Consider the following 25,917-nt stretch of genomic DNA (forward strand, 5'->3'; position numbering starts at 1 on the left):
GCTTGAAATACACAAAATCATTCAAGCTACGCCGGGGCGGGCAAACAAAGCCAACCAAGAGGCAGCTTGAAATACACAAAATCATTCAAGCTGCGCCGGGGCGGGCAAACGAAGCCAGCAAAGAGGCAAGCTTGAAATACACAAAATCATTCATGCTGCATCGAGGCGGCAAGGGAAGAAATCCCCAGGAGCATAGGCAACTATGTGACTGGGGTTTCTGAGTGCAGCCAACAAAGAGGCAGCCTGAAGGATGAAGTGTATTTAGGCCTGGCGCTCCGGCGCGCCGTGTACCATGGTATACGCGTAATCCACGCCCATGCCGTACGCGCCGCTATGTTCGCGAACCAGATCCATCACCGCGTCGTAGGTCTCTTTGCGCGACCAGTCGCGCTGGTACTCAAGCAGCACCTGCTGCCAGGTTACCGGCACCGCGCCGGCCTGCACCATGCGGTCAATCGAGCGTTCATGCGCATCGACGGAGGTCCCGCCGGAAGTGTCGGTCACAACGTACACTTCATATCCCTCTTCCAGCGCCATCAGCGCCGGGAACGTCAGGCAGACTTCGGTCCACAGCGCAGAAATAATCAGCTTCTTACGCCCGGCAGCCTTAACCGCCTTAACGAAACCCGCATCTTCCCAGGAGTTCATTGAGGTACGTTCTATCGGTTTAACCTGCGGGTGCACCGCCAGCAGTTCTGGCCAGATATAGCCGCTAAAGCTCTTTGTTTCCACGGAGGTGTAAATCACCGGAACATTAAAAATCTTGCCCGCTTTGGCCAGCGCAACGGTATTATTTTTAAGCGTCTGGCGATCGATATTGGCGACACCAAACGACATCTGCGGCTGATGGTCAATAAAGATAAGCGTTGAGTTGGTTGGATCAATCAGTTCCCGAATAGACATAACATACCTTCTTAATCAATAAGTTAAAAAGAGACAATCAGCGCTGTTGTGGGTCTGGATCCTGACGGATAAAGCATGGTGAGTATAGTCAGTAATTTCTAACGAGTTATTAAAGAAATTTTTCTAATTTATTTCAAAAATAAAAGGCAAGAAATAAAAAACCCGCTATTGCCGAAGAGGGTGATAATGATGTTTATCAAAAAATTGCGGGTAACGGTTCTAAATTATTCACTGGTATTGAGCAACTGGCTTCGGTAAAACAGAGGAATTATTTATTACCGGTAAGCCACCGATGCGCCTGAATCTTGATGTCCTGCAGATCCTCGATGCCCTGGAGACCCATGGCTCCTTCGCTACCGCTGCAGAATCGCTCTATAAAACGCCCGCCGCCCTGAGCTACATGATCCAAAAGCTGGAAAGCGATCTCGGTATCACCCTGCTGGATCGCAGCGGACACCGGGCGAAGTTTACCGATACCGGCACAATGGTGCTGGAAAAGGGTCGGCTGCTGCTCAATGCGGCAAAGGATCTGGAAAAGCAGGCGCTGCAGCTGAATGCCGGCTGGGAGCGGGATCTGGCCATCGCGCTGGACGCCTCCTTCCCTTTCGATCGTCTACTCCCGCTTATCGACGCGTTTTACGCGCAAAATCCGCAAACCCGCCTCAATTTTACCCACCATACGCTGGCGGGTGCCTGGGAAGAGCTGACCCGTAACGGGGCGGATATCATTCTTGGCGCGATCAACGAACCGCCGACCTCCGCCGAATGGTCGTGGAAAATGCTCGGCACGCTGGATAACGTCTTTGTGGTCGCGCCTGGCCACCCGCTGGCGGAAACGGTACAACCGCTGACCAACAAGCAGCTCAGCCTGCATCGCGCGGTAGTGATCAGCGATAGCGCCCGCCACTGCCACCCGCTCAACAGCAACCTTCTCACCGAGCAGTCGCAAATTCGCGTCGATGACTTTGCCAGCAAGGTCGCGCTGCTGCGGGCCGGGATCGGCTGCGGTTTTCTCCCCCGTCACGTCGCCCGGCCGTGGCTGGCGAGCGGCGAGCTGGTGGAGAAAACCGTCATCTCTTTTCGCGAAAAGGATATCGCCTACATGGCCTGGCGTACGGATAACGACGGCCTGGCCCAGCGCTGGTGGCGGGAAGCCATTCTCGAAGAGCCGTTTCTACACCAGCTTTATCCCTGACGGCTAAACCAAACGCAGGCCGAGATGGCAGGAAGCGTCAGCACGCCGTCGTGCAGCGCTCCGCTGCCCTCTTTGAGCTGCCACTCGCCCACGTCCAGCAGCGGTGAATCCTCCACCACCACCTCACAGGCTTCACCGCGGTTGATAGCCACCAGCACGCGCTGATTTTTATACACCCGAGCAAATACCACCACGTTTTCTTCGGCATAAATCACCTGACACCCGCCGTAGCGCAGCGCCTGGTTTGCCTTGCGCAGCTTCGCCATGCGTTTATACAGGCCCAGCAGCGTAGCGTCCTGCAAAGCCGGGTCCCACGGGAAGGGTTTGCGGCAGAACGGATCGTTATTGCCATCAACGCCCACTTCGTCGCCGTAGTAAATGCACGGCACTCCCGGCCAGCAGAACAGCCAAACCACCGCCAGCGGCAGACGCGCAACGTCCTTACCCAGCAGCGACTTAAAGCGCGCCGTATCGTGGCTATCAAGCTGGTTAAACATCCGCAGCTGCTGCTGGTGCGACAGCCCGGCGCGGTAGTTATCCATCCACGCCACGCAGGTTTGCGCATCTATCTTCTGCGGATCGTAAGAGATATCGGTATTTGCCAGGAAGCCCCACAGCGGGAAGGTAAACCCGCGGTAGTTCATCGCCGAATCTTCGGCATCGGCCTGCAGCCACTGGCGCGCATCGCCGAAATGTTCGCCAAAGACAAAGGATTCCGGCTGCGTCTCCTTTGCCGCCTGGGTTATACCGGCGATATGGCGCAGGTTATTACGCGCCCCGCCGCCTTCCCCCAGCATATGCACCACGTCGAGGCGCCAGCCGTCCATGCTCCACGGCGCCTTCAGCCAGTAACGCACGATGCTGTCTTCCCCGGCGTAGATTTCGTTGATCAGGCTGGTCGATCGATAATCCAGCTTCGGCAGGCTGGCGTAGCCCAGCCAGCTATGCGCTTCCCCCTCGGGGGAAAAGGTGAACCAGTCGCGCCACGGTGAATCCGCGCTGTGGCAGGCTCCGCCGCTGCCGCGCTGGTGGCGGTCAAACCAGACGTGTGAATCTCCGGTATGGTTGAACACGCCGTCGAGGATCAGGCGCATCCCCTCCCGCTGCGTATTGTGCCGCAGGCGCAGCAGCGCGGCGTCCCCGCCAAACTGCGGATCGACGCGACGATAATCTTCGGTATCGTATTTATGCACGCTCGGCGCGACAAACACCGGATTCAGGTACAGCGCCGTGACGCCCAGCTGCTTGAGATACGGCAGCTTCTCGCTGATACCGTCCAGATCGCCGCCGTAGAAGGTTGAGCCGCCCGCCTCGCCGGTTAACGGTTCATCCCACTGCTTCTGAACGATATCCTGTCCCGCAGCGTGGTGATGGTAGGGCTGGTCCTGCTCGGCCTGGCGCGGTTCGCTGCGCGCAAAGCGGTCAGGAAAGATTTGATAAAAGACCTGATCGGCAACCCACTGCGGGCCGCTGTCCGGCAGATCGACCGCAAACTGCTCCAGCCGCGCCGGCGGGAAGCGGTTAAAGCCCTGCGGGGTAAACCAGCGCTGCCGGTCGGCCCACAGCAGCTTGAAGCTATAGCGCCGACGCGGCTGGCCGCTGGCCAGATTAATCTCGCCGCGCCACGCGACGACGCCCGGCCGCGGCTCCTGGCGCAGGCGGTGCATCGGCAGCGAAAGCTCTTCGTTGTCTTCTTCCGCACGCAGCGTAACGCGCTGCGGCAGCTCATCGCCGCTGACCCATAGGGTGATAAAGAGTCGTCCCTGCTGCTCCTTGATAAACGGGGCAACAGGCAGGTGCCATGCCTTCAACATCGTTATTCCTCTCTGTACAGAATGGGCACACCTTGCCACAGCGCTCAGGGGTATGACTCATCATCGGCAGAATTATTGGGGGAGGAGAGCGGAGGAGGATATCGGAAAAGCGCCAATAGCCTGCCGGATAGCGCGCGCATATCCGGCAGGCGAGCGGCCCGCCTAGCGGGCCTGCGCCAGCTGACGGTCGCGGCGAGTTTTCAGCTTCCAACCAACCAGCAGCAGCGCTATCCAGGCGAAGCCGACGTACAGGGAAATACGCGTATCCGGATGGTAGCCAATCAGCGCAATGATAAAGACGAGAAACGCCAGGCCTACCGCCGTGGTCGCCACGCCGCCCGGTACTTTAAATTTCAGCGCCCAGGCCTCTTCCGGCGGCAGACGGCGACGGAAGGCAATCTGCGACAGCAGGATCATAATCCACACCCACACCGTCGCAAAGGTTGCCAGGGAGGCGATCACCAGGAAGACGTTTTCCGGCATGATGTAGTTGAGGTAGACCGCAAACAGCAGCGCGATGGTCATCACCATCACCGTCACCCACGGCACGCCGCGGCGCGACGTTTTGGCGAACATCTTAGGCGCGCTGCCCTGCTCGGCCATGCCGTGCAGCATGCGCCCGACGCCGAATACGTCGCTGTTAATCGCCGAAAGCGAGGCGGTCAGCACCACAAAGTTGAGGATGCTGGCGGCAAACGCGATGCCCATATGCTGGAAGGTTAAGACGAACGGGCTGCCGTTAGTCCCGACCTGGTTCCACGGATAAATAGACATAATCACGAACAGCGTGCCGACGTAGAACACCAGAATACGCATCGGGACCGAGTTGATGGCGCGCGGAATGGATTTCTCCGGGTCTTCCGCCTCCCCGGCGGTAATACCGATGATTTCAATCCCGCCGTAGGCGAACATCACCATCTGCAGCGACATCACCATTCCCAGCCAGCCGTTGCTGAAGAAGCCGCCGTTGCTCCACAGATTGTGGATGCCGGTCGGCTGGCCGCCGTTGCCAATGCCCCAGATAATGATGCCGAAACCGGCGAGGATCATGATGATAATGGTGGCGACTTTAAAGAAGGAGAACCAGAACTCCAGCTCGCCAAACACCTTCACGCTCATCAGGTTGACGGCACAGATAATCAGCACCACGCTGAGCACCCAGATCCAGTGCGGAACCGTCGGGAACCAGACGCCCATATAGATGCCGAAGGCCGTCACGTCGGCGATGGCGACAATCAGAATTTCAAAGCAGTAGGTCCAGCCGGTGATATAGCCCGCCAGCGGGCCGAGATAGTCCTGCGCGTAGCGTGAAAATGAGCTGGCGGCGGGGTTATGCACCGACATCTCGCCCAGCGCGCGCATAATAATGTACGCCGCCACGCCGCCGATAATATAGGCCAGCAGCACGCTCGGGCCGGCCATTTTAATCGCATCGGCCGAACCATAGAACAGGCCGGTACCAATTGCCGAACCCAGCGCCATAAAGCGGATATGCCGGGTACTTAGCCCGCGCTTAAGTTTGTTACTACTTTCCATCGTATTCCATGCCGTTTTTCTCCTTTAGCCTTCGTCGGGCGAAGATCAAAAGAGGATTACCTGAAAAACAAAAAACCACGGGACCTGAAGTCCCGTGGTTTAACACTGATTTTTAAACGTCGGCTAGTGCGCGCTGGATGTCACCTGACGCCCTGCGGCGCGATCCCAAACCACCGCCAGAACCACCATCACGGCAGTCGGCATGAGCCAGGCCAGACCCTGCTCTGCCAAAGGCAGACGCGCGGTCCACGCCGGCAGCATATCGGCAAAGGCCGACGTTTTAATGCCGTCAATGATACCAAACATCAGGCTGATAAACATGGCCGGCGCAATAACGCGGGACGAATTATGCCACCAGTTGCGGGTAAAGCTTAATACCACCAGTGCGATACACGGCGGATAGATAGCCGTCAGCACCGGGATCGAAATCTGAATCAGGTGGCTCAGCCCGAGGTTGGAGACCGCCATCGAGAAGATGCCGAGAATAAACACCAGCGAGCGGTAGGAGAACGGCAGGTACTGGGCGAAAAATTCCGCACAGGCGCAGGTCAGGCCAACTGCGGTCACCAGGCAGGCAATGAAAATCAGCGCCGCCAGCATAAAGCTTCCCGCGCCACCGAAGGTGTGCTGGACGTACGAGTGCAGAATGGCCGCGCCGTTAGCCGACTGATCGACCAGGGTCGCGCTGTCGGAGCCGAGGCGGAACAGGGCCAGGTACAGCAACGTCAGGCCAACGCCTGCCATCAGGCCGGCCCACACGGTATAGCGGGTCAGCAGGCGCGCTTCGCTGACGCCACGAGAGCGGGCGGCGTTAACAATGACGATCCCGAAGACCATCGCGCCGAGGGTATCCATCGTCAGATAGCCGTTGACGAAGCCGTTTGAGAACGGCGCGGTGCGGTAGGCCTCCAGCGCGTTGCTGATCGGGCCTGCCGGCCAAATAATCGCCGCAACGGCGAGAATAATCAGGGCAATGATTTTCAGCGGAGCGAGGAAATTGCCGACGGTATCCAGCAGCTTGCCGGGATATAACGAAACGAGGATCACCAGGGCGAAATAGATGACGCTATAAATCAGCAGCGGCATCGCGCCGTCGCCGGTCAGCGGGGCAATCCCCACTTCAAAGGAGACCGTCGCGGTACGCGGAGTCGCGAACAGCGGTCCTACCGCCAGGTAGCAGACGACGGCCAGCAGAATCCCCGCCACTTTGCCAATCGGGGTGCTCAGGCTTTCAACGCCGCCGCCGACTTTCGCCAGCGCCACGACCGTCAGCACCGGTAAACCCACGGCGGTGATCAGAAAGCCGATAGCGGCGGTCCAGACGTGTTCACCAGCCTGTAAACCAACCATTGGGGGGAAGATGATGTTGCCTGCACCGACGAACAGCGCGAAGGTCATAAAGCCCAACGCTATGATGTCGCGAGATTTTAACTGATGGGTCATAAATTCATACTGCCTGTGGATGTGGTGGTGTTAAACGGAAAAATACCGTGCCTTCCCTTAGGGATGATACAGCGGCTATTGCCGGAAACTCAGCGAGATATGCTCCCGAAGCGGCGTGGGAAAGAATTGTTTTTTGAAATACCACGCAAAAGCAGTCTGTCTACGACTGCATGGGGCGCAATTTAAACGCTTATAACGTTTTAAAGCAAGGCGGGATCGTAAAAGCAGATGATTATGCTAAGTCTACAATTTCAACCAGCGTTATTAACCATAATGAAGGAAAACATGTGGCCAATCATGCGAACAAAAAAGCAGCAGACGTTCGTTAATTACGCAGCTGAAAATTGACTGCAAACGAAAATGACCAGCCGGAGCTGGTCATTGACAAGTTATGTTGACAGCGCGGCGTCTAGTCGCTTTTTTTGGCAATTAAACGTTCCGGCAGCAGGAAGCTAAACCGCGTTCCTTTACCGGGCGTGCTCTCAATATCCAGCCGGCTGTCGTGATGGTTGACCGCATGCTTAACGATAGCCAGTCCCAGGCCGCTGCCCCCGGTTTGCCGCGAGCGCGCTTTATCCACGCGATAGAAGCGCTCGGTCAGCCGCGGAATATGCTCGGGCGCGATCCCCGGGCCGTTATCCTCAACGCTAAACAGCGCGCCGTGCGGCGCTTTCTGCCAGCTGACGGTAATTTCCGTTCCCTCCGGCGTATGGTTGACCGCGTTATACACCAGATTCGAGATCGCGCTGCGCAGCTGCTCATCGTTACCGAGCACCTGCAGCGACTCATCGACCACAAAGTGCAGGGTATGCTTTTTCTGGCTGAGCGTTTGCGCCTCGCGCTCGACAACCCGCAGCATCATCGGCACGTCAATTTTGTCGTTCATCGCCAGAACCGGGGCCGCTTCAATACGCGACAGGGTCAGCAGCTGTTTAACCAATCCCTCCATACGCTGAGTTTGCTCGCGCATGGTATGCAGGGCCTTTTCCCGCGTCATCCCTTCCAGCACCTGCTCCTGCATCATCTCCAGATACCCCTGCAGCACCGTTAGCGGCGTGCGCAGCTCGTGGCTAACGTTGGCAAAAAAGTTGCGCCGGGCGCCTTCAAGCTGGTGCATCTGCGTCACGTCGCGCGCCACCATCAGCATCTGCTTATCGCTGTAGGGCATCACGCGGATTTCCAGATGACGGGCGTTATTAAGGATCAGATTAAGCGGTTTGCTGAAATCTTTGCTTTTGAGGTAGTTGGCAAATTCAGGATAGCGCAGGAGGTTAAGGATATTTTGTCCGCTGTCGTCCGGCCAGCGCAGATTGAGGATCTGCTGTGCCAGGCCGTTACACCAGAAGATCGCCCCCTCCTCGGTGGTCAGCACCACCGCGTCGGGCAGCGATTCCGCCCCGCTGCGAAAGCGTTTGATCAGGCTGCCCAGCTCGCGTCGGCGTTTTTTATTACGCATCTGCATCTGGTGGAGGCCGTACAGCAGCGGTTCCCAGCTGCCGCTCCCCGGCGGTGGCGTCATGCTGCGGTCCACCCACAGCCACCACGAAAGACGTAATAAATTCCAGAAATGCCAGATAAGAAGTCCGGTCACCGCCGCCAGTAAGAACCACGGCAAATGACCAAATAGCGCCCCGAGAATCAGGGCCGGGATACAAGATAAGAAAAGCTCAAGCGCCAGCCTTTTCCATGACAGCCGTTCCAGCACGGTTCACACTCCTGTCGACATTCAGAAACGGGCGGAGAAACGATATCCCGTGCCGCGAACCGTTTGTACCATCCGGTCATGGCCACTGTGTTCCAGCGCTTTACGCAGACGGCGAATATGCACGTCTACCGTTCGGTCTTCTACATACACGTTGGTTCCCCAGACGTGATTCAGCAGCTGCTCGCGGCTGTATACGCGTTCCGGATGGGTCATAAAGAAGTGTAATAACTTAAACTCGGTCGGTCCCATGTCCAGCGGGTTTTCGCCGGTCATCACGCGATGGGAGGAGGGATCGAGGCTCAGCCCCTGCATTTCAATCACCTCTTCCACCGCCATCGGGGAAATGCGCCGCATCACGGCTTTGATTCGCGCCACCAGCTCTTTCGGCGAGAAAGGCTTGGTGATGTAATCGTCGGCGCCGGTCTCGAGGCCGCGAACGCGATCTTCCTCTTCACCGCGAGCGGTCAGCATCACCACCGGAATATCGCGGGTCATCGCCTCACGCTTAAGCTGCTTAATAAACTGCAGGCCCGAACCACCCGGCAGCATCCAGTCAAGGAGAATCAGATCGGGCCAGGGTTCATTGAGCTGGTTCACCGCGCTGTCAAAATCTTCCGCCTCGACGGGCTGAAAGCCGTTTTGTTCCAGAACAAAGCAGACCATTTCGCGGATTGGAGCTTCATCTTCAACGACCAGAATTCTTCTCGCCATTATTTACCCTGTATTTTTTAGCCATCAGTATAGAGTGCGGCGCCATTATGCGTCAGTTTTGTGACAGATTTATGAAAAAAATGGTCGCCTGACGATCGAGGATTTTGAATTATGACACGCACTTAACTCCCCCTGCGTCGATGGTATAATGGCGGCAACGCTCTTAGGCAACGGAATATTTATGCGCATCATTCACACCTCTGACTGGCATCTCGGGCAAAACTTTTACAGCAAAAGCCGCGCCGCTGAGCATGCGGCCTTTCTCGACTGGCTGCTGGCCAGCGCGCAGGAGCACGAGGTCGATGCCATTATTGTCGCCGGCGATATCTTTGATACCGGCTCGCCGCCGAGCTACGCCCGCGAGCTCTATAACCACTTCGTGGTTCAGCTCCAGCAAACCGGCTGTCGGCTGGTGGTGCTGGCGGGCAACCATGATTCGGTTGCCACGCTGAATGAATCGCGCGACATCCTGGCCTTTTTAAAAACCACGGTCGTGGCGAACGCCGGCCATGCCCCCTTCGTTCTGCCGCTGCGCGACGGCTCGCCGGGGGCGATATTCTGCCCGGTCCCCTTCCTGCGCCCGCGCGAGCTGGTCACCAGCCAGGCCGGACACTCCAGCGGTGAAAAGCAGCAGCTGCTGCTCACCGCCATCAGCGACTACTATCAGCAGCAGTACCAGCAGGCCTGCGACCTGCGCGGCGACCGGCCGCTGCCGATTATCGCCAGCGGCCACCTGACCACCGTCGGCGCCAGCAAAAGCGACGCGGTGCGCGAAATCTACATCGGCACCCTCGATGCCTTCCCGGCCAGCCGTTTTCCTCCCGTCGACTATATCGCGCTGGGCCATATCCACCGGGCGCAGATCGTCGGCGGCTGCGAGCATATACGCTACAGCGGCTCGCCAATCTCCCTGAGCTTTGATGAGACCGGGAAAAGTAAAAGCGTCAATCTGGTGACCTTTACCGACGGCCGACTGACGGACGTTAGCCCGCTGACGGTGCCGATAGTTCAGCCGCTGGCGGTGCTAAAGGGCGATTTCGCCAGCATCAGCGAACAGCTTGACCAATGGCAGGACAGCGCGGAACTGCCCGCCGCCTGGCTGGATATTGAAATCACCAGCGATGAATATCTGCACGATATTCAGCGCCAGATCCAGGTCCGCTGCGAAGCGCTGCCGGTGGAAGTGCTGCTGGTGCGCCGCAGCCGCGCCCAGCGCGAGCGCATTCTGGCCGGCGAGCGGCGGGAAACCCTCAGCGAGCTGCGGGTTGAGGAGGTTTTTGCCCGTCGCCTGGCGCTGGAGAATCTCGAAGAGCCGCAGCAGCAGCGCCTCGAGCAGCTGTTCAACGAAACGCTGCACAGCCTGAACGGTGAGGAGCACCTGTGAAAATTCTGAGCCTGCGTCTGAAAAACCTTAACTCGCTGAAAGGCGAGTGGAAAATTGATTTCACCGCCGAACCCTTCGCCAGCAACGGGCTGTTCGCGATCGTCGGGCCGACGGGGGCCGGGAAAACGACGCTGCTGGACGCTATCTGCCTCGCGCTGTACCACGAAACGCCGCGCCTGAGCAGCGTGTCGCAATCGCAAAACGATTTGATGACCCGCAATACCGCCGAATGCCTGGCTGAAGTTGAGTTTGAGGTCAAAGGCACCGCCTACCGCGCCTTCTGGAGCCAGAACCGCGCGCGCAACCAGCCCGACGGCAACCTGCAGGCGCCCCGCGTCGAACTGGCCCGCTGCGACGATGGGCAAATTCTTGCCGACAAAGTCAAAGACAAGCTGGAGATGACCGCCTCGCTCACCGGCCTCGATTACGGCCGCTTTACCCGCTCGATGCTCCTCTCCCAGGGCCAGTTCGCCGCCTTTCTTAACGCCAAACCCAAAGAGCGCGCGGAGCTGCTGGAGGAGCTCACCGGCACCGAAATCTACGGGCAGATCTCCGCCCAGGTGTTTGAAAAGCACAAGCTCGCCCGCAGCGAGCTGGAAAAGCTGCAGGCCCAGGCCTCCGGCGTTCTGCTGCTAAGCGACGATCAGCAGCAGGCGCTGCAGCAAAGTTTGCAAGTACTTACTGCTGAAGAACAGCAGCGCCTCGCCGAGCAGGCGCGTGAGCAAAATACGCTGCAATGGCTGCTGCGCCAGCAGGAGCTCATCCGCGACGAGAGCCAGACCCAGACGCAACTGCGAGAAGCGCAGCAGGCGCTGGAGCAGGCCCAGCCGCAGCTGGCGGCGCTGCAGCAGGCGCAGCCTGCCGACCAGCTGCGTCCGCTGTGGACCCGACAGCAGGAGCAGGCCGAGGCGCTGGCGCAGACCCGCCGTCAGGTGGAGGAAGTAAATACTCGCTTACACGATCGGCTGCGGCTGCGGGCAGGCATTCGTCTCGCGGCGCAGCAGCAAACGAGCCAGCTGCAGCAGACCCAGCAATCGCTCGCCGAATGGCTGAAGGCCAACGACCGCTATCGCCAGTGGGGCAATGCCCTGGCAGGCTGGCGGGCGGCGTTCCAGCAGCAGGCGCGCGACGCGCAGCAGCAGGCCGGGCTGGAGCAGCGGCTGGCGGAAACCCGCCGTCGGCTCGGCGAACTGCCGCCGGCGACGCTGGCGCTGGATGCCGACCAGGTACGCCACGACCTTGCCCGCCACGCCGCCGCCCGCCCGCAGCGTCAGCAGCTGGCAACCCTGCACAGCCGTCTGCTGCCCCTGCGCCAGCGCCTCAGCCAGCTGCAGGCGACGGAGCAGGCCGGCCGCGAGGAGCAGGAGAAGCTGGAAACGACGCTCACCCAGCGGCGCCAGGCTTATAAAGAGAAAAATCAGCAGTTCAGCGATGTGAAAGCCATTTGCGAGCTGGAAGCGCGGATTGCCGGCCTGGAAGAGGAGCGCGCGCGCCTGCAGCCCGGCGCGCCTTGCCCGCTCTGCGGCTCCTGCGAACACCCGGCCGTCGCCGAATATCGGGCGCTGACGCCCGGCGTGAATCAGGCCCGCCGCGAGGCCCTCGAGCGCGAGGTTAAACAGCTGGCAGAAGAAGGCGCCCAGCTGCGCGGCGAGCTGGATGCGCTGTTGAAACAACAGCTTAAACAAAAAGAGGAGCGAGACTCGCTGCTCCAGCAGGAGCAAGCGCTTACCTCGCAGTGGCAGAGCGTCAGCGGCGAACTGCAGATTGACCTGCGGCCGGAGGATGATATTCCCGGCTGGCTCGACGCTCAGCAGGAGCGGGAGCAGCAGCTGTATCAGCATCAGCAGCGGCTGGCCTGGCAGGCGCAGCAGCAGGAGTGCGAGCTGCAGCTCCGGCAGCTGCAGCAGGATCTGGCCCAGCGTCACAGCGCCCTCAACGCCGAGCTTGCGGCCTTTGCCCTCAGCGCGCCTGAGGCGGAAACAGCGGCGGCCTGGCTGGCCGAGCGCGAAGAGGAAACCCGCGGCTGGCAGACCAGGCACGACGAATCTGCCGCCCTGCAGGAGCGCCTGCAGCAGCTGATCCCTCTGCTGGAGACGCTGCCGGAGACGGAAGAGGCGGTCCCGCCCGCGCCGCTTGAGGGCTGGCGCCAGGTGCACGACGACTGCCTGGCGCTGCAGAGCCAGTGGCGCACCCTGAGCCAGCAGGAGAGCCAGCAGCAGCGGCTGCTGGCAGAAACCGAGGGCCAGTTCGCCGCCGCCCTGGCCGCCAGCCCCTTTGCCGACCGGCAGGCGTTTCTCGACGCCCTGCTCGACGAAGAGACCCGCCAGCGCCTGGAGCAGCTCAGGCAGACGCTGGAAAATACGCTCCAGCAAAACGGCGCTCTCGCCCTGCGGGCCCGCGAAGCGCTGGCGCAGCATCAGCAGCAGCCACCGGCGGAGGCCGACATCGCCCAGCCGATGGAAGAGGTCGAGGCCCGCTTACGGCAGTTGGCCCCGCTGCTGCGGGAAAACAGCGCCCGTCAGGGGGAGATCCGTCAGCAGCTGAAGCAGAACGCCGAGAACCAGCAGCGCCAGCAGGCGCTGCAGCAGGAGATCGCGCTCGCCGCGCAGCAGATGGAGGACTGGGCGTGGCTCAATTCGCTGATTGGCTCGAAAGAAGGCGATAAATTCCGTAAATTTGCCCAGGGGCTGACGCTGGATAACCTTGTCTGGCTGGCTAACCATCAGCTCAACCGCCTGCACGGCCGCTATCAGCTGCAGCGCAAGGCCAGCGAAGCGCTGGAGCTGGAGGTGGTCGATACCTGGCAGGCGGACGCGGTGCGCGATACGCGCACCCTTTCCGGCGGCGAAAGCTTCCTCGTCAGCCTTGCGCTGGCGCTGGCGCTATCCGATCTGGTGAGTCATAAAACGCGTATTGATTCGCTGTTCCTTGACGAAGGGTTCGGTACGCTCGATAGCGAAACGCTGGATACCGCGCTGGACGCGCTGGATGCCCTTAACGCCAGCGGCAAGGCGATCGGCGTGATTAGCCACGTCGAAGCGATGAAGGAGCGTATCCCGGTGCAGATCAAGGTGAAAAAAATCAACGGGCTGGGATACAGCCGTCTCGATAAGGCCTACGCGGTGGAGTAAAACGCCACCCGGCTTCCCGGCAGCGCGGTGCCGCCGGGAAGCCGGAGTCGGGAGCCTCTCCTCAGCCGCCTACAGCGGCCACAGCCAGGCCGCGCCGCGCACGCCGCTGGAGTCACCGTGCAGCGCTTTACGGATCGGCGTTTCACACTCGCCGCCAAACACCCACCCTTTCACCAGCGCGGGTACCGTCTGGTACAGGCGCTCGACGTTGCTCATTCCGCCGCCGAGCACGATAACGTCCGGGTCGAGGATATTAATCACGTGGGCCAGCGACTTTGCCAGCCGCATCTCGTAGCGGCTCAGCGCCAGCTCCGCCAGCGGGTCCTGCTCGCCGACCCGCTGCACGATCTCGCTGCCCTTTAACGGCTGACCGCCCAGACGCCGATAGTCGGTGGCAAAGCCGGTGCCGGAGATAAAGGTTTCAATACACCCCTGCTTTGCGCAGTAGCACGGGACTTCCGCGCGATAGCGCAGCTCGTCCTCATCCATCCACGGCAGCGGGTTATGCCCCCACTCGCCGGCGGCGCCGTTGCCGCCAATATGCGAACGACCGTTAAACGCCACGCCGGCGCCGCAGCCGGTGCCGATAATGACCGCAAATACGGTTTGAGCGCCCGCCGCGGCGCCATCCACCGCTTCCGATACCGCCAGGCAGTTGGCATCGTTCGCCAGCCGCACTTCGCGATTCAGCCGCTGGCTCAGGTCTTTATCGAACGGCTGGCCGTTGAGCCAGGTGGAGTTAGCATTTTTCACTACGCCGGTGTACGGCGAAATCGAGCCGGGGATCCCCATACCAACGCTGCCGCGCTCTCCGGTCGCCTGCTCTGCCATATCGACCAGGGCGGCAATATTCTCTATCGTTTGCCGATAATCGTCCCGCGGAGTCGGCAAACGGTGGCGAAACAGCTGCTCTCCCTTATCACTCAGGGCAATGACTTCCGTTTTCGTGCCGCCTAAATCAATACCAATACGCACTGTATGCTCCTCTCCCCGATTAACAATGCAAGCATAGCGACAATTCGCTATCATGCCCGCTGGATTTAACGACAAAGCCGTGGAAATTATCATGCTGTGGTTCAAAAATTTAATGGTTTACCGTCTCAGCCGCGACATTTCACTGCGCGCCGAGGAGATGGAAAAACAGCTGGCCGAGCTGACGTTTACGCCTTGTGGTAGCCAGGATATGGCGAAAACCGGTTGGGTATCGCCGATGGGTTCGCACAGCGATGCGCTGACGCACACGACAAACGGCCAGATCGTTATCTGCGCGCGCAAAGAAGAGAAGATCCTGCCGTCTCCGGTGATCAAACAGGCGCTGGAAGCGAAGATCTTCAAGCTGGAAGCCGAGCAGGGCCGCAAGCTGAAGAAAACCGAAAAAGATTCGCTGAAAGACGAAGTGCTGCACTCGCTGCTGCCGCGCGCTTTCAGCCGCTTTAGCCAGACCATGATGTGGATCGATACCGTCAATGGTCTGATCATGGTGGACTGCGCCAGCGCCAAAAAAGCGGAAGATACGCTGGCTCTGCTGCGCAAAACCTTAGGCTCGCTGCCGGTTGTCCCGCTGGCGCTGGAAAACCCGATCGAGCTGACGCTCACCGAATGGGTGCGCTCAGGCACCGTGGCGCAAGGCTTCCAGCTGCTGGATGAAGCCGAGCTGAAGGCTATGCTGGAAGACGGCGGCGTGATCCGCGCGAAGAAGCAGGATCTGGTCAGCGACGAAATCGCCGTGCACATTGAGGCCGGGAAAGTCGTCACCAAGCTGGCCCTCGACTGGCAGCAGCGTATTCAGTTCCTGATGTGTGACGATGGCTCCATCAAGCGCCTGAAGTTCTGTGACGAACTGCGCGATCAGAATGAAGATATCGATCGGGAAGATTTTGCCCTGCGCTTTGACGCCGATTTTATTCTGATGACCGGCGAACTGGCCGCGCTGATTCAGAATCTGGTGGAAGCCCTGGGCGGAGAAGCCCAGCGCTAATCAGCTGAATGACATCCGCAGAATCACTCGATGACGCGGATCGTCATCCTGCCGCACGGCGGCAGGATGACAAAATCAGTATTACAGATAGCGGCACAGATAGGACGTTGGCTCAGCAACCTGCAGGTGGAACTCGCTGCTGCCAGGAACGTTGAATACTTCACCGGCGGTATAGACTTTCCACTCGGTTTCCCCAGGCAGCAGAACGTTCAGCGCACCGCTGACTACGGTCATCTCTTCCGGCTGTGCGGTTCCAAAGGTATATTCCCCTTCAGCCATCACGCCCACGCTCGCGCGGCCCGTACTGCTGCTGGTGAAACCAATCGATTTCACTTTTCCATCGAAGTATTCATTACTTTGAAGCATAAACAAGCCCTTATGATCTTTTGTTGAAACCTCAATATAGGGGGCGCTCCTCGTTTCTGTCACGTAAAATTAACGCCTGATGCCAGTCCTGTGACGCAGGATAGCCGCAGCGCCCGCGTTTGCCCGTAGGCCGGGCGCCCCGGAATACGCGCCGGCGCCGATCGGCTTAAACTAAAAGCTCTGCCGCCAGCCGCGAAACGAGCACATTGGAGAGCAGAACCGGCACGTCCAGCGCTTTTTGCAGCACGTCCCGATGATGCTGATGGTAGCCGAGACAGTCCAGCACCAGCACGTCGGCGCCCTGCTCCAGCAGCGCCCTTCCGGCCGCCAGCAAATCGCTGTCGCTGCCGCTAACCGGGTTCGCCAGCGCGTAGTACGGCGCGCTGTTGAGCGAGAGCCACTTTTGCTGCTGCAGCGGCAGAACGTCCTCAACGGGAACGATGACCCCCACCTGATGACCGTCGACGATCGACGCCACCAGTGGCGGGATAATGCGCTGTGGCTCCAGCAGAATAGCGTTGCGCGCCGTAAAACCGCTCAGCATGTCGGAGCTCAACAGCAGAATGACGTCATACTCCTGCCGATCGAGCAGCGCGATAAGATGTTTTAAATCACGTTCAATCTTCCACCGCGAGACCTCGGCCATCCGGTTGTCATTGAGCAAGGTAAGCAGGCGCTCGTCGTCGGGGTCAACGGCATAATCTTCCATCACCTCTTCGCGCGTCATTTTACCTAGCAGGCTAACATGCGTGATCTGCTCTTCCCTGATATGTTCGGTTAACAGCGGCAGAACCTCCGCCACCGGCACCACGCCAACGGTTAAAATGGCCATTGTTGTACTCATATCATCTACCTTTTCACTTCCACGCCTTCAGCACAGGCTTACCGCATAATATCCGCCCCCCTGGTGGCTAAAAATCAACCGTCCAGAAGCGTAGCAGCTTAGCGCTCCAGTAGAGTGTAAAGATTCCAGATGATTCAGGAACACTCCTGAAAAATCCGCACCTTAGATATTCATTAGTACGCGTGATGAATTAAAAATGTGACAGGTGTCCGGTTTGACTCTTTGGCTGAGAAAAACAGCGCGCCGCGCAGGCGCGTAAATCAGCGGCGAGAGACGTGTTCAGCGGGGGCAAAAATACCTGCCAGCGATGGCGCTGACAGGCTGCGGCGCAGAAGGCGGGCTACGATTTCTCAGGATCCTCATAGCGCCGTTTGGCATCCAGCGCTTCGCTCTCGACTGGATGTTCGCTAATCAGTGAATCGGGGGTGGGATAATCGGCGCGGAGTTGATACCAGGTTTCAGTCTGGCCCTTCTGACCTTTCTCAACGGCGACGACGCGCGCTTTGCGCGGATATGGCGGTCGGTCTGGCATGGCTCTTCCCTCTTTTACCGTACGAGCCATAAAGTATAGATAGCCGCGCTCCGTTTGCCCCAGGTAAAGTCCGAACTCGCTCCGTTACCCGCCAGCAGGCGGCTCTTTCGCCACTCTGAAGGGTTAATTATCGACCGTACAGGCGCTCTGCAGCGTCGCCACGATCTGTCCGACCACCTCATCCGGCTCGGCGGTCGCATCGATAATATGGTGCGCGGTCGCCCGGTACAGCACCTCTCTTTGGGCCAGCACTTCACCAACCTCATCGCGGATCGGTTTGCCGGTCAGCGTCGGACGCTGTTCGGTTTTCGGATAGGCTTCAAGGCGGTCAATCAGCGCAGATACCGAGGCCTGGAGATAGAAAACCACGCCGTTCTCGCGCATAAACTGACGGTTCTCTTCGATGAGCACAATGCCGCCGCCGGTCGCAATAACCGTTTCCGGGCGGGTGACCGCTTTTAGCGCCTGCGATTCCAGCTCACGAAAGCGATCCCAGCCCTCCTGCTCGACGATCGTCGCGACCGTACGCTGCTCAAGCGCCTGCAGGGCATGATCGGTATCGGTAAACTGGTAATTACGCGCCCGCGCCAGCGCGTGGCCGATCGTCGTTTTACCGCAGCCGCGTGGACCGATGAGATAGATTGGCTGTGTCATTACCGAAGACCCTCTGGTTCCGCATTTTGCGGGAAAATGAATACGAAAAGTGCGCAATGATACCTGCAAAGCGGCGTCACGATAACCGTAAAATAAACGTTACAAATTATCAGGCATTCCCTTTCATCATAGAGAGCAAAGGGATTTTGCATGTAAACTTATCATTGCATTAAATGTTGCGCCAGATTTACCTCGACTCAGGGATTATTTTTTAGCCGCTGGCTGGCGTAAACGGTAACACATTTATGCAAAGCTTTACGCTGCAACATATTTACAACATGGGTGGTCCAGACGCACTCTGACCGTAATTTATCAGTGTGACAGAGGAATGTATCATGCAATCTGAAGAACAACGCCTTATCGATGGGCTGTTTTCCCGACTAAAAGAGGCCGGAACGCAGAGCGCATCGCGCGATGCCGACGCCGAGGAGCGGATTGCGCAGCACATCAAAGAGCAGCCAGCCGCCCCCTACTACATGGCGCAAACGATCCTGATTCAGGAAGCGGCGATTAAGCAGCTCAACGATCGTATCCAGGCGTTGGAAAGCCAGGTGACGCAGCTGCAGGCGGCGAAACCGAGCAGCGGCGGGTTTCTCTCCGGCCTGTTTGGCGGCGGTCAGTCGCAGTCACGCGGTTCTGACCCTATTCCGGGCGCGGAGCAGTACGGTCGGCCGCAGGCCGGCGCGCAGCCGCAGTATGCCCCGCAAATGCAGCAGCAGAACTACGCTCCTCAGGCGGCTCGCGGCGGCGGCTTTATGGCCGGTGCGCTCCAGACCGCGGCGGGCGTGGCGGGCGGGGTGGTGCTCGGCAATATGCTGACCAATATGTTCAGCGGATCGCACCCGCAGGAGATCGTCAATATCATCGAAGAGAAGCCGCAGGCTGACCTCGCGCAGACGGCGGACAGCAGCGCATCGGACGATCCTTTCAGCCAGGACGACGGTCAGTTCCTTGCGGATAACAGCACCTACAGCTCCGACTTCGACGCCGGTTTCGGCGATGACGACATCGGCAGCGACGACGATAGCTGGGTTTAGGCTACCGACCTTTCGTTTCTGTAAGCCACTTCTCCAGCGCGGCGGCAAACTGCTGACGGTCGCGCTGCGATAGGGTATCCGGGCCGCCGGTTTGCACGCCGCTGGCCCGCATCGTTTCCATAAAATCACGCATCGTCAGGCGCTCGCGAATGGTGGCCTCGCTGTAGCGCTCCCCGCGCGGATTGAGCGCCGCGCCGCCTTTGGCCAGCACTTCGGCGGCCAACGGAATATCGGCGGTAATCACCAGGTCGCCCGGCTCGCACAGGCGAACAATTTCGTTATCGGCAACATCAAAGCCCTGCGGTACGCGCAGGGTACGAATGACGCGCGACGGCGGCACCCGCAGCGCCTGGTTTGCCACCAGCGTCATCGGCGTTTGCGTGCGCTCGGCGGCACGAAACAAAATCTCTTTAATCACGTTTGGACAGGCGTCCGCATCAACCCAAATAGCCATTCCAGCTCCTGTGGACGAAAAAGGGGGCTATTATTGTCACCTGCTTTTGTCCCCCGGGAAAGCTCCGGAGTGATAAGCTAGATAACTCACGACAAAATAAGCACAGGAGAAGGGTGATGGAGAAGAAAATTGGCTTTATCGGCTGCGGCAATATGGGTAAGGCCATTCTCGGCGGCCTGATCGCCAGCGGGCAGGTACAGCCGGGGCAAATTTGGGTCTACACCCCGTCGCCGGATAAAGTGGCGGCCCTACACGACCAGTACGGTATCAACGCGGCGCAGAGCGCCCAGGACGTTGCCCAGGTCGCAGATATTGTGTTCGGCGCGGTGAAGCCGGGGATCATGGTTAAAGTGCTGAGCGACGTGGCCTCCAGCCTGAATAAAGATTCTCTGGTGGTCTCCATCGCGGCGGGCGTCACCCTCGATCAGCTCGCACGCGCGCTGGGGCACGATCGCAAGATCGTCCGCGCCATGCCTAACACCCCCTCTCTGGTCAACGCGGGTATGACTTCCGTCACGCCAAACGCGCTGGTCACCAGCGAAGAAACCGCTGAAATTCTGACTATTTTCCGCTGCTTTGGGCAGGCTGAGATTATCTCTGAGGCGATGATCCATCCGGTGGTCGGCGTCAGCGGCTCGGCGCCGGCCTACGTGTTTATGTTTATTGAAGCGATGGCTGACGCCGCCGTGCTCGGCGGTATGCCGCGGGCCCAGGCCTATAAGTTTGCCGCGCAGGCGGTGATGGGCTCGGCGAAAATGGTGCTGGAAAGCGCAGAGCATCCGGGCGCGCTGAAGGATATGGTGTGCTCGCCGGGTGGAACCACCATCGAGGCGGTTCGGGTGCTGGAAGAGAAAGGTTTCCGTTCAGCGGTGATCGAAGCGATAGCGAAATGCATGGAAAAATCAGAGAAGCTTAGCCGCTCCTGAAGCCGGGTATGATCGGGTGAGGCCGGGCCTCACCCGTTTCCACTACCCCTGTTTTTTCAGGCAGGCGCTCATAAATTTCTTACGATCGTCCCCTTTCAGCGACTGCTGGGTCGCCTGACCGTTACACTCGCCCATTTTTTGCTGCTGAGGCGTTAACCCTTTGTTCTCCGGAGCCGGCGCATCTTTCTTCAGACAGCTGCTCATGAACGCCTTACGCTCATCCCCTTTCAGCGCTTTCGCCGACGCGTCTTTGTTACAGACCGTCATTTTTTGCTGCTGGGGTGTCGGCGTTTTTTCCGCGGCGCTGACCGCAGTGGCAAAGACCAGGCCAAACAGCAGGGCAACCAGTAATGTTATTTTCATCGCACCATCCTTCTGTGAGTCAATCCCTGTAAGTCTGGTCGCTGACGGGAAAAAAACCAGCCGGCGGCTGAAATTCGCCGCCGGCACGGGCTTATTTCAGGCCCAGAGCATCTTTCATGGTATAGAACAGATCGGTCTGATCGGTTAGGCCGACGACGTTCCCGGCATGTGGGCCGTAGGCGGCGATACGCAGCTGCGTCCCGGTATGCTCCATCGACTCGCCCTCGGAGTTACCGTAGCTCATCACCATCACCGCACCGTCTTTGGTGGTCAGCGCCTGCGTCAGGCCCGGCGCTTTAGAATCAGCGGGGATGATCTGGCTGGAGTGCGCGTGGTCGGCGGTCACCACCACCAGGGTATTGCCATCTTTTTTGGCGAACTCCAGCGCTTTCTGCACCGCTTCGTCAAGATCGACGGTCTCGCCAATCTGGCCGCACGGGTTCGCCGCGTGATCCTGTTTGTCGATGGAGGCACCTTCAACCTGCAGGAAGAAGCCCTTCTCGTTGCTGCTCAGCAGGCTGATGGCTTTATCCGTCATCTGCGCCAGCGTTGGCACCGAGGCGTCGCGCTTCGCGTTCGGCGTGCAGGTTACCGCCGGCTTGTCGATGTTGCCGTGCAGGGAGGCTTTAGGCCCTTCCCAGCGTACCGGCATATTACCGTCAGAAAACAGCCCCAGCAGCGGTTTGCCCTGGTTGGCTTCGCCGACTGCGGCCAGCGAAGCGGCGTCGGTGACAATCTGGTAGCCGCGGGCGACCGCCTGGTCATGCAGCGTTTTGCCCTGCCATTCACCGGCGGTGGCGGTTTCAGCGAAAGTTTTTGCTCCGCCGCCAAGCGTCACGTCGGGGCGGGCGTTCAGCAGCTGCTCGGAAATCGATCCCTTGCCGCCTTTTTCCAGCGCGTTGCCCGGACATTTTTCGCTGGTGACGCTGGGGCCATAGCACTTACGTGAGGTCACGTGTGCCACCAGAGCGGCGGGCGTGGCGTCCTGCAGTTCGGCGGTTGAGACGTTGCCGGTAGCAAAGCCGGCGGCTTTCGCCAGCTCAAGGATGGTCTGGTGATCTTTCTCGTGGATATCGACGCCCAGCGCGCCGTTATAGCTTTTGACGCCGGTGGTCCACGCCGTCGCGGACGCGGCGGAATCGGTCACATAATCCGGCTTGCCGGTTTTCTTATCCAGAGAATAATGGGTGTACTGACCGGTCAACGGCAGCGCATCAATACCTTTGAAGAAACCGCCCGCGCCTTCGGCATAATTGCGTGCGGCGGTAATTTCTGAATCCCCCATTCCGTCACCAATCAGCAAAATAATATTTTTGGCTGGCTTGTTGATTAATGAGGCCTGTAACGCGGCAGTTTGGTCGCCGCTTAAACGACGAGCGCCGCCGGCAGCGGTGATATCTCCCTGGGCGGCACGATTATCGAGCGCCGGGGCGGACGGGGTATCAGCATGAATAACCGGGGAAGCCAGCAGAGGCAGTAGGGCAATAAAGAGGGCGCTTAATTTCACTTTTGTCGTCTCCATGTAAAAATACTTAAAAAACAAAACGAGGGAGACTTTATAAAAGCGATGTGACAGTAAAATGACAGCATCCATACCTTGTCACAGGCGCTAGCTACGAGGATGCCGCAACAGCTTTTTTATATATTGCTGCAACCGCTGGGCATCGCGCTCGTCAACCAGCGGACCGGGGCTGGCCTGCTCGATAGCCTGTTCAATATCGTTAATTAACGCCTGCTGAGCGTCCTGCTCCATATGCCTTAGCAGCGCCGTGACCACCACTTCCAGCGCCTCAACCTGCACCGTCAGTTCCTTTGTTTCCTCTTCCTTTTGTGCCAGGTTTACCAGTAGCTCGGCAATGAGATTCTTCACAACGCTTTATCCTTTAGGCGAGGTCAGTAATTTGTTCTTTATGTCATAGATTCGTCGTCGGATACCAGATTTATTTTCTAAAAATGTCTGCGGATTATCACGGATAATAAGCGAAACGTTTTCACGATTAAAAAACAGGCAGCAAAAGCAACCACCATAAATAACGACCAAAGAGAGTTCTATAACCATTTTTAATAGTAAATAATAAAATGGTATAGCCGTCGTATTTCCGTAATAAGCAAAATGCATCACCATAATAGAATTGGTGAGCAGCCTGATACGCGGCTTTAGACCCCAGCACCATGCCGTGGTGTGCGGCGCTGATGGACTGGTGTCATAACAAAGAGTAATGAAAGCATCGCCGCGAGAAGTTAATAAGGCGGTATGCACACATACCGCCTGGCGGCAGTCAGGCAGATGCCCGGCTGCGCCGCAGCATAACCGCCAGCTGCCAAAGGTTAATCAGCACGATAATCGCCGTGGCGATAAACACCCAGCGGAAGCCGGCCATTGCCGATACCGAGGCGCCAATCAGCGGCCCGACGACGTTCCCCAGATACATAAACGACTGGTTGTAGCCGAAGATGCGTCCGGTCACGCTATCGCTGCAGTATTTGAGCAGCAGCGTTTGCACCGCCGGCAGCATCGCGCCGTCGGCAAAGCCCAGCATAAAGCGCAGCACGCCCAGCTGCAGCGGCGTGGTCACGAACGACATCGCAAAGAACATCACCACCGCGCAGCACAGCGTCGCCAGCAGGATCCGCGAGGTGCCAATCCGATCGCCAAGCTTGCCTAAACGCGGGGCCGAGATCAGCGCCGAAACGCCCGGCACGGCGGCAATCATGCCGGCGAGGAAGGCAATATTATTGCTCTCCGGGGTCATCGATTTGATAAACAGCGCCAGAATCGGCCCGATTGAACCGTTGCACAGCTGAATCACCAGGGTAGTGAAGAACAGGCTAATGACCAGGCCGGGATAGGGCAGCGTAGCAAATACCTCCCTGCCGCTTAGGCGATCCGCCTTATTGACCTGCGGGCGCACGCCCTCTTTAATCAAGAACAGCGTCACCAGGAAGCTCACCGTCAGCAAAATGGCGGTGATGATAAACACCATTCGCAGGCCAACGTGGTCGGCGAGGAAACCGCCCAGCAGCGGCCCGCCGATGACGCCGCTAATCTGCGCCGTCGATAGCGTACTGAGCGCCCAGCCGCTGCGTTCTCGCGGTACCTGAGAGGCCACCAGCGCCATCGCATTAGGAATATAGCCGGAAGTCAGCCCCATCACCGCGCGCAGGATAAACAGCTGCCAGACGTTGGTCGCAAAGGCCTGAAGCAGGATGGCAATCGCCATTCCCAGGGAGGCGCGCAGCAGCATCAGCTTGCGCCCTTTGCGATCCGCGAGGCTGCCCCACATCGGCGAAACGATGGCCGATACCAGGAAGGTGACGCTAAACGTCAGGCCCGACCACATCGACAGCGCCTCGTGAGAGGTGACGCCCAGCTGAGAAACATAGAGCGGCAAGAACGGCAGAATTTGGCTGATTGCCAGGCCGGTAAAAAAGCAGCCGAACCAGACAGAGATGAGATTAACCTTCCAGGATTCCATAACTACGCGTATTCATTAGTTTTTTGTGAATTATTATCTAGCTTAGCAAGTTCCCTCCGCCGGCGTATTACCAGAGATGCGCTCGCGATGAGTTTAGTGTTTTATCATTCCATATCCCGATTTATAAAATATTATCAGAGCTAATCGCCTGAGCCTTAGGGCGTTGTGCTGACGTCGCGGCGCCGCCGCGTATCGGCTCCCGCCCTCGCCTGCTTATCCGCAGCGGCGGTTGAACAGCTTTTAACCCCCTACCATCTGCCGCAGAGATTCTGGCAGCCATGCCGTCATCGCACATGCTATGTTATGTGCTTTGATGTAATCAGGATGGAAGTTGAAATGGCTAAGATGAGGGTTGGGATCGTTTTTGGCGGCAAGTCGGCAGAACATGAAGTGTCACTGCAGTCGGCGAAGAACATCGTGGAAGCAATTGATAAATCGCGCTTCGACGTCGTTCTGCTGGGGATTGATAAACAGGGTCTCTGGCACATTAACGATGCCGGTAACTATCTGCTGAACCCGCAGGATCCTGCCCATATTGCGCTGCGTCCCTCCGATGTCACGCTGGCGCAAATTCCCGGCCGCCAATCCCGGCAGCTGATTAATGCCGACAGCGGTCAACCGCTGGCCGCCATCGACGTCATTTTCCCGATTGTCCACGGCACCCTGGGAGAAGACGGCTCGCTGCAGGGCATGCTGCGGATGGCTAACCTGCCCTTCGTCGGCTCTGACGTGCTCGGCTCCGCCGCCTGCATGGATAAGGACGTCACCAAGCGCCTGCTGCGTGACGCCGGCCTGTCCATCGCACCGTTTATTACCCTGACCCGCGCTAACCGCCAGCGCTTTAGCTTCGCTGAAGTGCAAAACACCCTCGGCCTGCCGCTGTTTGTCAAACCGGCCAACCAGGGCTCGTCGGTGGGCGTGAGCAAGGTGAACAACGAAGAGCAGTATCAGCAGGCGGTCGCCCTGGCCTTTGAATTTGACCATAAAGTGGTGGTTGAACAAGGAATTAAGGGCCGGGAGATCGAGTGTGCGGTACTGGGTAACGATGAACCTGAGGCCAGCACCTGCGGCGAAATCGTCCTCAACAGCGAATTCTACGCCTACGACACCAAGTACATTGACGACCAGGGGGCGAAAGTCGTCGTTCCGGCCGCCATTGACGGTGAAGTTAACGATAAAATTCGCGATATTGCCGTTCGCGCCTATCAGACGCTCGGCTGCAGCGGCATGGCGCGCATCGACGTGTTCCTGACGGCAGATAATGAAGTTGTTATCAATGAAATCAACACGCTGCCAGGGTTTACCAATATCAGCATGTATCCCAAGCTGTGGCAAGCCAGCGGACTGGACTATACCAGCCTGATCACTCGCCTAATTGAGCTGGCGCTGGAGCGTCACGCCGCCGATCGCGCGCTGAAAACCTCAATGAACTGATGAAATTGCCCCGGCGACGCAGCGCTTGCCG

25 protein-coding genes are annotated in these 25,917 nt (G+C 58.6%); 8 read left to right on the forward strand and 17 right to left on the reverse strand.

Annotated elements, in window-relative coordinates; translation table 11 throughout:
• On the forward strand, positions 1-221 hold a 221-nt coding region (locus tag RTE01_RS26245), incomplete at its 5' end, for a hypothetical protein (protein WP_218029260.1).
• A 40-nt stretch (positions 222-261) separates the two neighbouring features.
• On the opposite strand, the gene RTE01_RS15705 is transcribed toward RTE01_RS26245, so the two are convergent.
• Complete coding sequence (locus tag RTE01_RS15705; RefSeq protein ID WP_041144271.1) at positions 262-903, reverse strand: hydrolase; 642 nt, start codon at positions 901-903, stop codon at positions 262-264.
• A 292-nt stretch (positions 904-1,195) separates the two neighbouring features.
• Here RTE01_RS15705 and RTE01_RS15710 point away from each other — a divergent pair, with 292 nt between their 5' ends.
• Entirely contained in the window at positions 1,196-2,098 is a 903-nt protein-coding gene (locus tag RTE01_RS15710; RefSeq protein ID WP_115193466.1) for a LysR family transcriptional regulator, read from the forward strand.
• On the opposite strand, the gene malZ is transcribed toward RTE01_RS15710, so the two are convergent.
• From malZ to phoB, 5 genes are all read right to left on the reverse strand, one after another.
• The gene (gene malZ, locus RTE01_RS15715) at positions 2,089-3,912 is read right to left on the reverse strand and encodes a maltodextrin glucosidase (RefSeq protein WP_141335159.1); all 1,824 of its coding nucleotides are present in this window, start codon (positions 3,910-3,912) and stop codon (positions 2,089-2,091) included. The two genes, RTE01_RS15710 and malZ, sit on opposite strands and share 10 nt — an antisense overlap.
• A 162-nt stretch (positions 3,913-4,074) precedes the next feature.
• The gene (gene proY, locus RTE01_RS15720) at positions 4,075-5,448 is read right to left on the reverse strand and encodes a proline-specific permease ProY (protein ID WP_141335161.1); all 1,374 of its coding nucleotides are present in this window, start codon (positions 5,446-5,448) and stop codon (positions 4,075-4,077) included.
• 123 nt (positions 5,449-5,571) lie between these two features.
• Complete coding sequence (gene brnQ, locus RTE01_RS15725) at positions 5,572-6,891, reverse strand: branched-chain amino acid transporter carrier protein BrnQ (RefSeq protein ID WP_041144267.1); 1,320 nt, start codon at positions 6,889-6,891, stop codon at positions 5,572-5,574.
• Positions 6,892-7,300: 409 nt separating this feature from the next.
• Positions 7,301-8,596, reverse strand: coding sequence for a phosphate regulon sensor histidine kinase PhoR (gene phoR, locus RTE01_RS15730; protein WP_041144266.1), 1,296 nt, complete (start codon positions 8,594-8,596; stop codon positions 7,301-7,303).
• Between the two features lie 21 nt (positions 8,597-8,617).
• Complete coding sequence (gene phoB / locus RTE01_RS15735; protein ID WP_004099401.1) at positions 8,618-9,307, reverse strand: phosphate response regulator transcription factor PhoB; 690 nt, start codon at positions 9,305-9,307, stop codon at positions 8,618-8,620.
• A 181-nt stretch (positions 9,308-9,488) separates the two neighbouring features.
• On the opposite strand from phoB, the gene sbcD reads away from it, so the two are divergent.
• Entirely contained in the window at positions 9,489-10,691 is a 1,203-nt protein-coding gene (sbcD, locus tag RTE01_RS15740; protein ID WP_141335163.1) for an exonuclease subunit SbcD, read from the forward strand.
• Positions 10,688-13,822 (forward strand): exonuclease subunit SbcC, encoded by a 3,135-nt coding sequence (gene sbcC / locus RTE01_RS15745; protein WP_141335165.1) that lies wholly within the window; start codon positions 10,688-10,690, stop codon positions 13,820-13,822. The genes sbcD and sbcC overlap by 4 nt, the downstream gene beginning before the upstream one ends.
• Positions 13,823-13,891: 69 nt before the next feature.
• Here sbcC and mak read toward each other — a convergent pair whose 3' ends face one another.
• The gene (mak, locus tag RTE01_RS15750) at positions 13,892-14,797 is read right to left on the reverse strand and encodes a fructokinase (protein ID WP_041144263.1); all 906 of its coding nucleotides are present in this window, start codon (positions 14,795-14,797) and stop codon (positions 13,892-13,894) included.
• A 91-nt stretch (positions 14,798-14,888) separates the two neighbouring features.
• Between mak and rdgC the strand changes: the two genes are divergently transcribed.
• Entirely contained in the window at positions 14,889-15,800 is a 912-nt protein-coding gene (gene rdgC, locus RTE01_RS15755) for a recombination-associated protein RdgC (RefSeq protein ID WP_041147534.1), read from the forward strand.
• An 81-nt stretch (positions 15,801-15,881) separates the two neighbouring features.
• Here rdgC and ppnP read toward each other — a convergent pair whose 3' ends face one another.
• The 4 genes from ppnP to aroL form a co-directional block, all read right to left on the reverse strand.
• Positions 15,882-16,166 (reverse strand): pyrimidine/purine nucleoside phosphorylase, encoded by a 285-nt coding sequence (gene ppnP / locus RTE01_RS15760; protein ID WP_041144262.1) that lies wholly within the window; start codon positions 16,164-16,166, stop codon positions 15,882-15,884.
• A 166-nt stretch (positions 16,167-16,332) separates the two neighbouring features.
• Positions 16,333-17,010 carry an AroM family protein gene (locus tag RTE01_RS15765; RefSeq protein ID WP_123550979.1) on the reverse strand — a complete coding sequence of 226 codons (678 nt, stop codon included), beginning with the start codon at positions 17,008-17,010 and terminating at the stop codon, positions 16,333-16,335.
• Positions 17,011-17,350: 340 nt separating this feature from the next.
• Entirely contained in the window at positions 17,351-17,542 is a 192-nt protein-coding gene (locus tag RTE01_RS15770) for a YaiA family protein (protein ID WP_041144260.1), read from the reverse strand.
• Positions 17,543-17,665: 123 nt separating this feature from the next.
• Positions 17,666-18,196, reverse strand: coding sequence for a shikimate kinase AroL (aroL, locus tag RTE01_RS15775; RefSeq protein ID WP_115193471.1), 531 nt, complete (start codon positions 18,194-18,196; stop codon positions 17,666-17,668).
• A gap of 335 nt (positions 18,197-18,531) precedes the next feature.
• Here aroL and RTE01_RS15780 point away from each other — a divergent pair, with 335 nt between their 5' ends.
• On the forward strand, positions 18,532-19,233 hold the full coding sequence (locus RTE01_RS15780) for a DUF2076 domain-containing protein (protein WP_134525317.1): 702 nt from the start codon (positions 18,532-18,534) through the stop codon (positions 19,231-19,233).
• Position 19,234: 1 nt separating this feature from the next.
• Here the strand turns inward: RTE01_RS15780 and RTE01_RS15785 are convergent, their stop codons facing one another.
• A complete protein-coding gene (locus RTE01_RS15785; RefSeq protein WP_041144257.1) occupies positions 19,235-19,687 on the reverse strand; it encodes a YaiI/YqxD family protein in 453 nt (150 codons plus the stop codon).
• Between the two features lie 116 nt (positions 19,688-19,803).
• Between RTE01_RS15785 and proC the strand changes: the two genes are divergently transcribed.
• Entirely contained in the window at positions 19,804-20,613 is an 810-nt protein-coding gene (gene proC / locus RTE01_RS15790; protein WP_041144256.1) for a pyrroline-5-carboxylate reductase, read from the forward strand.
• Between the two features lie 42 nt (positions 20,614-20,655).
• Here the strand turns inward: proC and psiF are convergent, their stop codons facing one another.
• The 5 genes from psiF to RTE01_RS15815 form a co-directional block, all read right to left on the reverse strand.
• Positions 20,656-20,976 carry a phosphate starvation-inducible protein PsiF gene (gene psiF, locus RTE01_RS15795; RefSeq protein WP_041144255.1) on the reverse strand — a complete coding sequence of 107 codons (321 nt, stop codon included), beginning with the start codon at positions 20,974-20,976 and terminating at the stop codon, positions 20,656-20,658.
• A gap of 91 nt (positions 20,977-21,067) precedes the next feature.
• Positions 21,068-22,498 carry an alkaline phosphatase gene (gene phoA, locus RTE01_RS15800; protein ID WP_166793711.1) on the reverse strand — a complete coding sequence of 477 codons (1,431 nt, stop codon included), beginning with the start codon at positions 22,496-22,498 and terminating at the stop codon, positions 21,068-21,070.
• A gap of 87 nt (positions 22,499-22,585) precedes the next feature.
• Entirely contained in the window at positions 22,586-22,846 is a 261-nt protein-coding gene (gene iraP, locus RTE01_RS15805; RefSeq protein ID WP_041144254.1) for an anti-adapter protein IraP, read from the reverse strand.
• Between the two features lie 6 nt (positions 22,847-22,852).
• A complete protein-coding gene (locus RTE01_RS15810; RefSeq protein ID WP_134525315.1) occupies positions 22,853-23,236 on the reverse strand; it encodes a hypothetical protein in 384 nt (127 codons plus the stop codon).
• A gap of 19 nt (positions 23,237-23,255) precedes the next feature.
• Positions 23,256-24,452 carry a multidrug efflux MFS transporter gene (locus RTE01_RS15815; RefSeq protein WP_115193472.1) on the reverse strand — a complete coding sequence of 399 codons (1,197 nt, stop codon included), beginning with the start codon at positions 24,450-24,452 and terminating at the stop codon, positions 23,256-23,258.
• Positions 24,453-24,788: 336 nt separating this feature from the next.
• On the opposite strand from RTE01_RS15815, the gene ddlA reads away from it, so the two are divergent.
• Positions 24,789-25,886: a D-alanine--D-alanine ligase gene (gene ddlA, locus RTE01_RS15820; RefSeq protein ID WP_134525314.1), complete on the forward strand. Its 1,098-nt coding sequence runs from the start codon at positions 24,789-24,791 to the stop codon at positions 25,884-25,886.
• The last annotated feature ends 31 nt before the right edge of the window (positions 25,887-25,917 follow it).

The sequence above is a fragment of the Klebsiella terrigena genome (assembly GCF_006539725.1).
Lineage (GTDB): Bacteria > Pseudomonadota > Gammaproteobacteria > Enterobacterales > Enterobacteriaceae > Klebsiella > Klebsiella terrigena.

Excerpts from the sequence above, each read along its gene's own strand:
- RTE01_RS15705 (WP_041144271.1), bottom strand. The coding sequence starts at position 903 with ATGTCTATTCGGGAACTGATTGATCCAACCAACTCAACGCTTATCTTT.
- RTE01_RS15710 (WP_115193466.1), top strand. The coding sequence starts at position 1,196 with ATGCGCCTGAATCTTGATGTCCTGCAGATCCTCGATGCCCTGGAGACC.
- malZ (WP_141335159.1), bottom strand. The coding sequence starts at position 3,912 with ATGTTGAAGGCATGGCACCTGCCTGTTGCCCCGTTTATCAAGGAGCAG.
- proY (WP_141335161.1), bottom strand. The coding sequence starts at position 5,448 with ATGGAAAGTAGTAACAAACTTAAGCGCGGGCTAAGTACCCGGCATATC.
- brnQ (WP_041144267.1), bottom strand. The coding sequence starts at position 6,891 with ATGACCCATCAGTTAAAATCTCGCGACATCATAGCGTTGGGCTTTATG.
- phoB (WP_004099401.1), bottom strand. The coding sequence starts at position 9,307 with ATGGCGAGAAGAATTCTGGTCGTTGAAGATGAAGCTCCAATCCGCGAA.
- sbcD (WP_141335163.1), top strand. The coding sequence starts at position 9,489 with ATGCGCATCATTCACACCTCTGACTGGCATCTCGGGCAAAACTTTTAC.
- rdgC (WP_041147534.1), top strand. The coding sequence starts at position 14,889 with ATGCTGTGGTTCAAAAATTTAATGGTTTACCGTCTCAGCCGCGACATT.
- ppnP (WP_041144262.1), bottom strand. The coding sequence starts at position 16,166 with ATGCTTCAAAGTAATGAATACTTCGATGGAAAAGTGAAATCGATTGGT.
- RTE01_RS15765 (WP_123550979.1), bottom strand. The coding sequence starts at position 17,010 with ATGAGTACAACAATGGCCATTTTAACCGTTGGCGTGGTGCCGGTGGCG.
- RTE01_RS15770 (WP_041144260.1), bottom strand. The coding sequence starts at position 17,542 with ATGCCAGACCGACCGCCATATCCGCGCAAAGCGCGCGTCGTCGCCGTT.
- aroL (WP_115193471.1), bottom strand. The coding sequence starts at position 18,196 with ATGACACAGCCAATCTATCTCATCGGTCCACGCGGCTGCGGTAAAACG.
- RTE01_RS15780 (WP_134525317.1), top strand. The coding sequence starts at position 18,532 with ATGCAATCTGAAGAACAACGCCTTATCGATGGGCTGTTTTCCCGACTA.
- RTE01_RS15785 (WP_041144257.1), bottom strand. The coding sequence starts at position 19,687 with ATGGCTATTTGGGTTGATGCGGACGCCTGTCCAAACGTGATTAAAGAG.
- proC (WP_041144256.1), top strand. The coding sequence starts at position 19,804 with ATGGAGAAGAAAATTGGCTTTATCGGCTGCGGCAATATGGGTAAGGCC.
- psiF (WP_041144255.1), bottom strand. The coding sequence starts at position 20,976 with ATGAAAATAACATTACTGGTTGCCCTGCTGTTTGGCCTGGTCTTTGCC.
- phoA (WP_166793711.1), bottom strand. The coding sequence starts at position 22,498 with ATGGAGACGACAAAAGTGAAATTAAGCGCCCTCTTTATTGCCCTACTG.
- RTE01_RS15815 (WP_115193472.1), bottom strand. The coding sequence starts at position 24,452 with ATGGAATCCTGGAAGGTTAATCTCATCTCTGTCTGGTTCGGCTGCTTT.
- ddlA (WP_134525314.1), top strand. The coding sequence starts at position 24,789 with ATGGCTAAGATGAGGGTTGGGATCGTTTTTGGCGGCAAGTCGGCAGAA.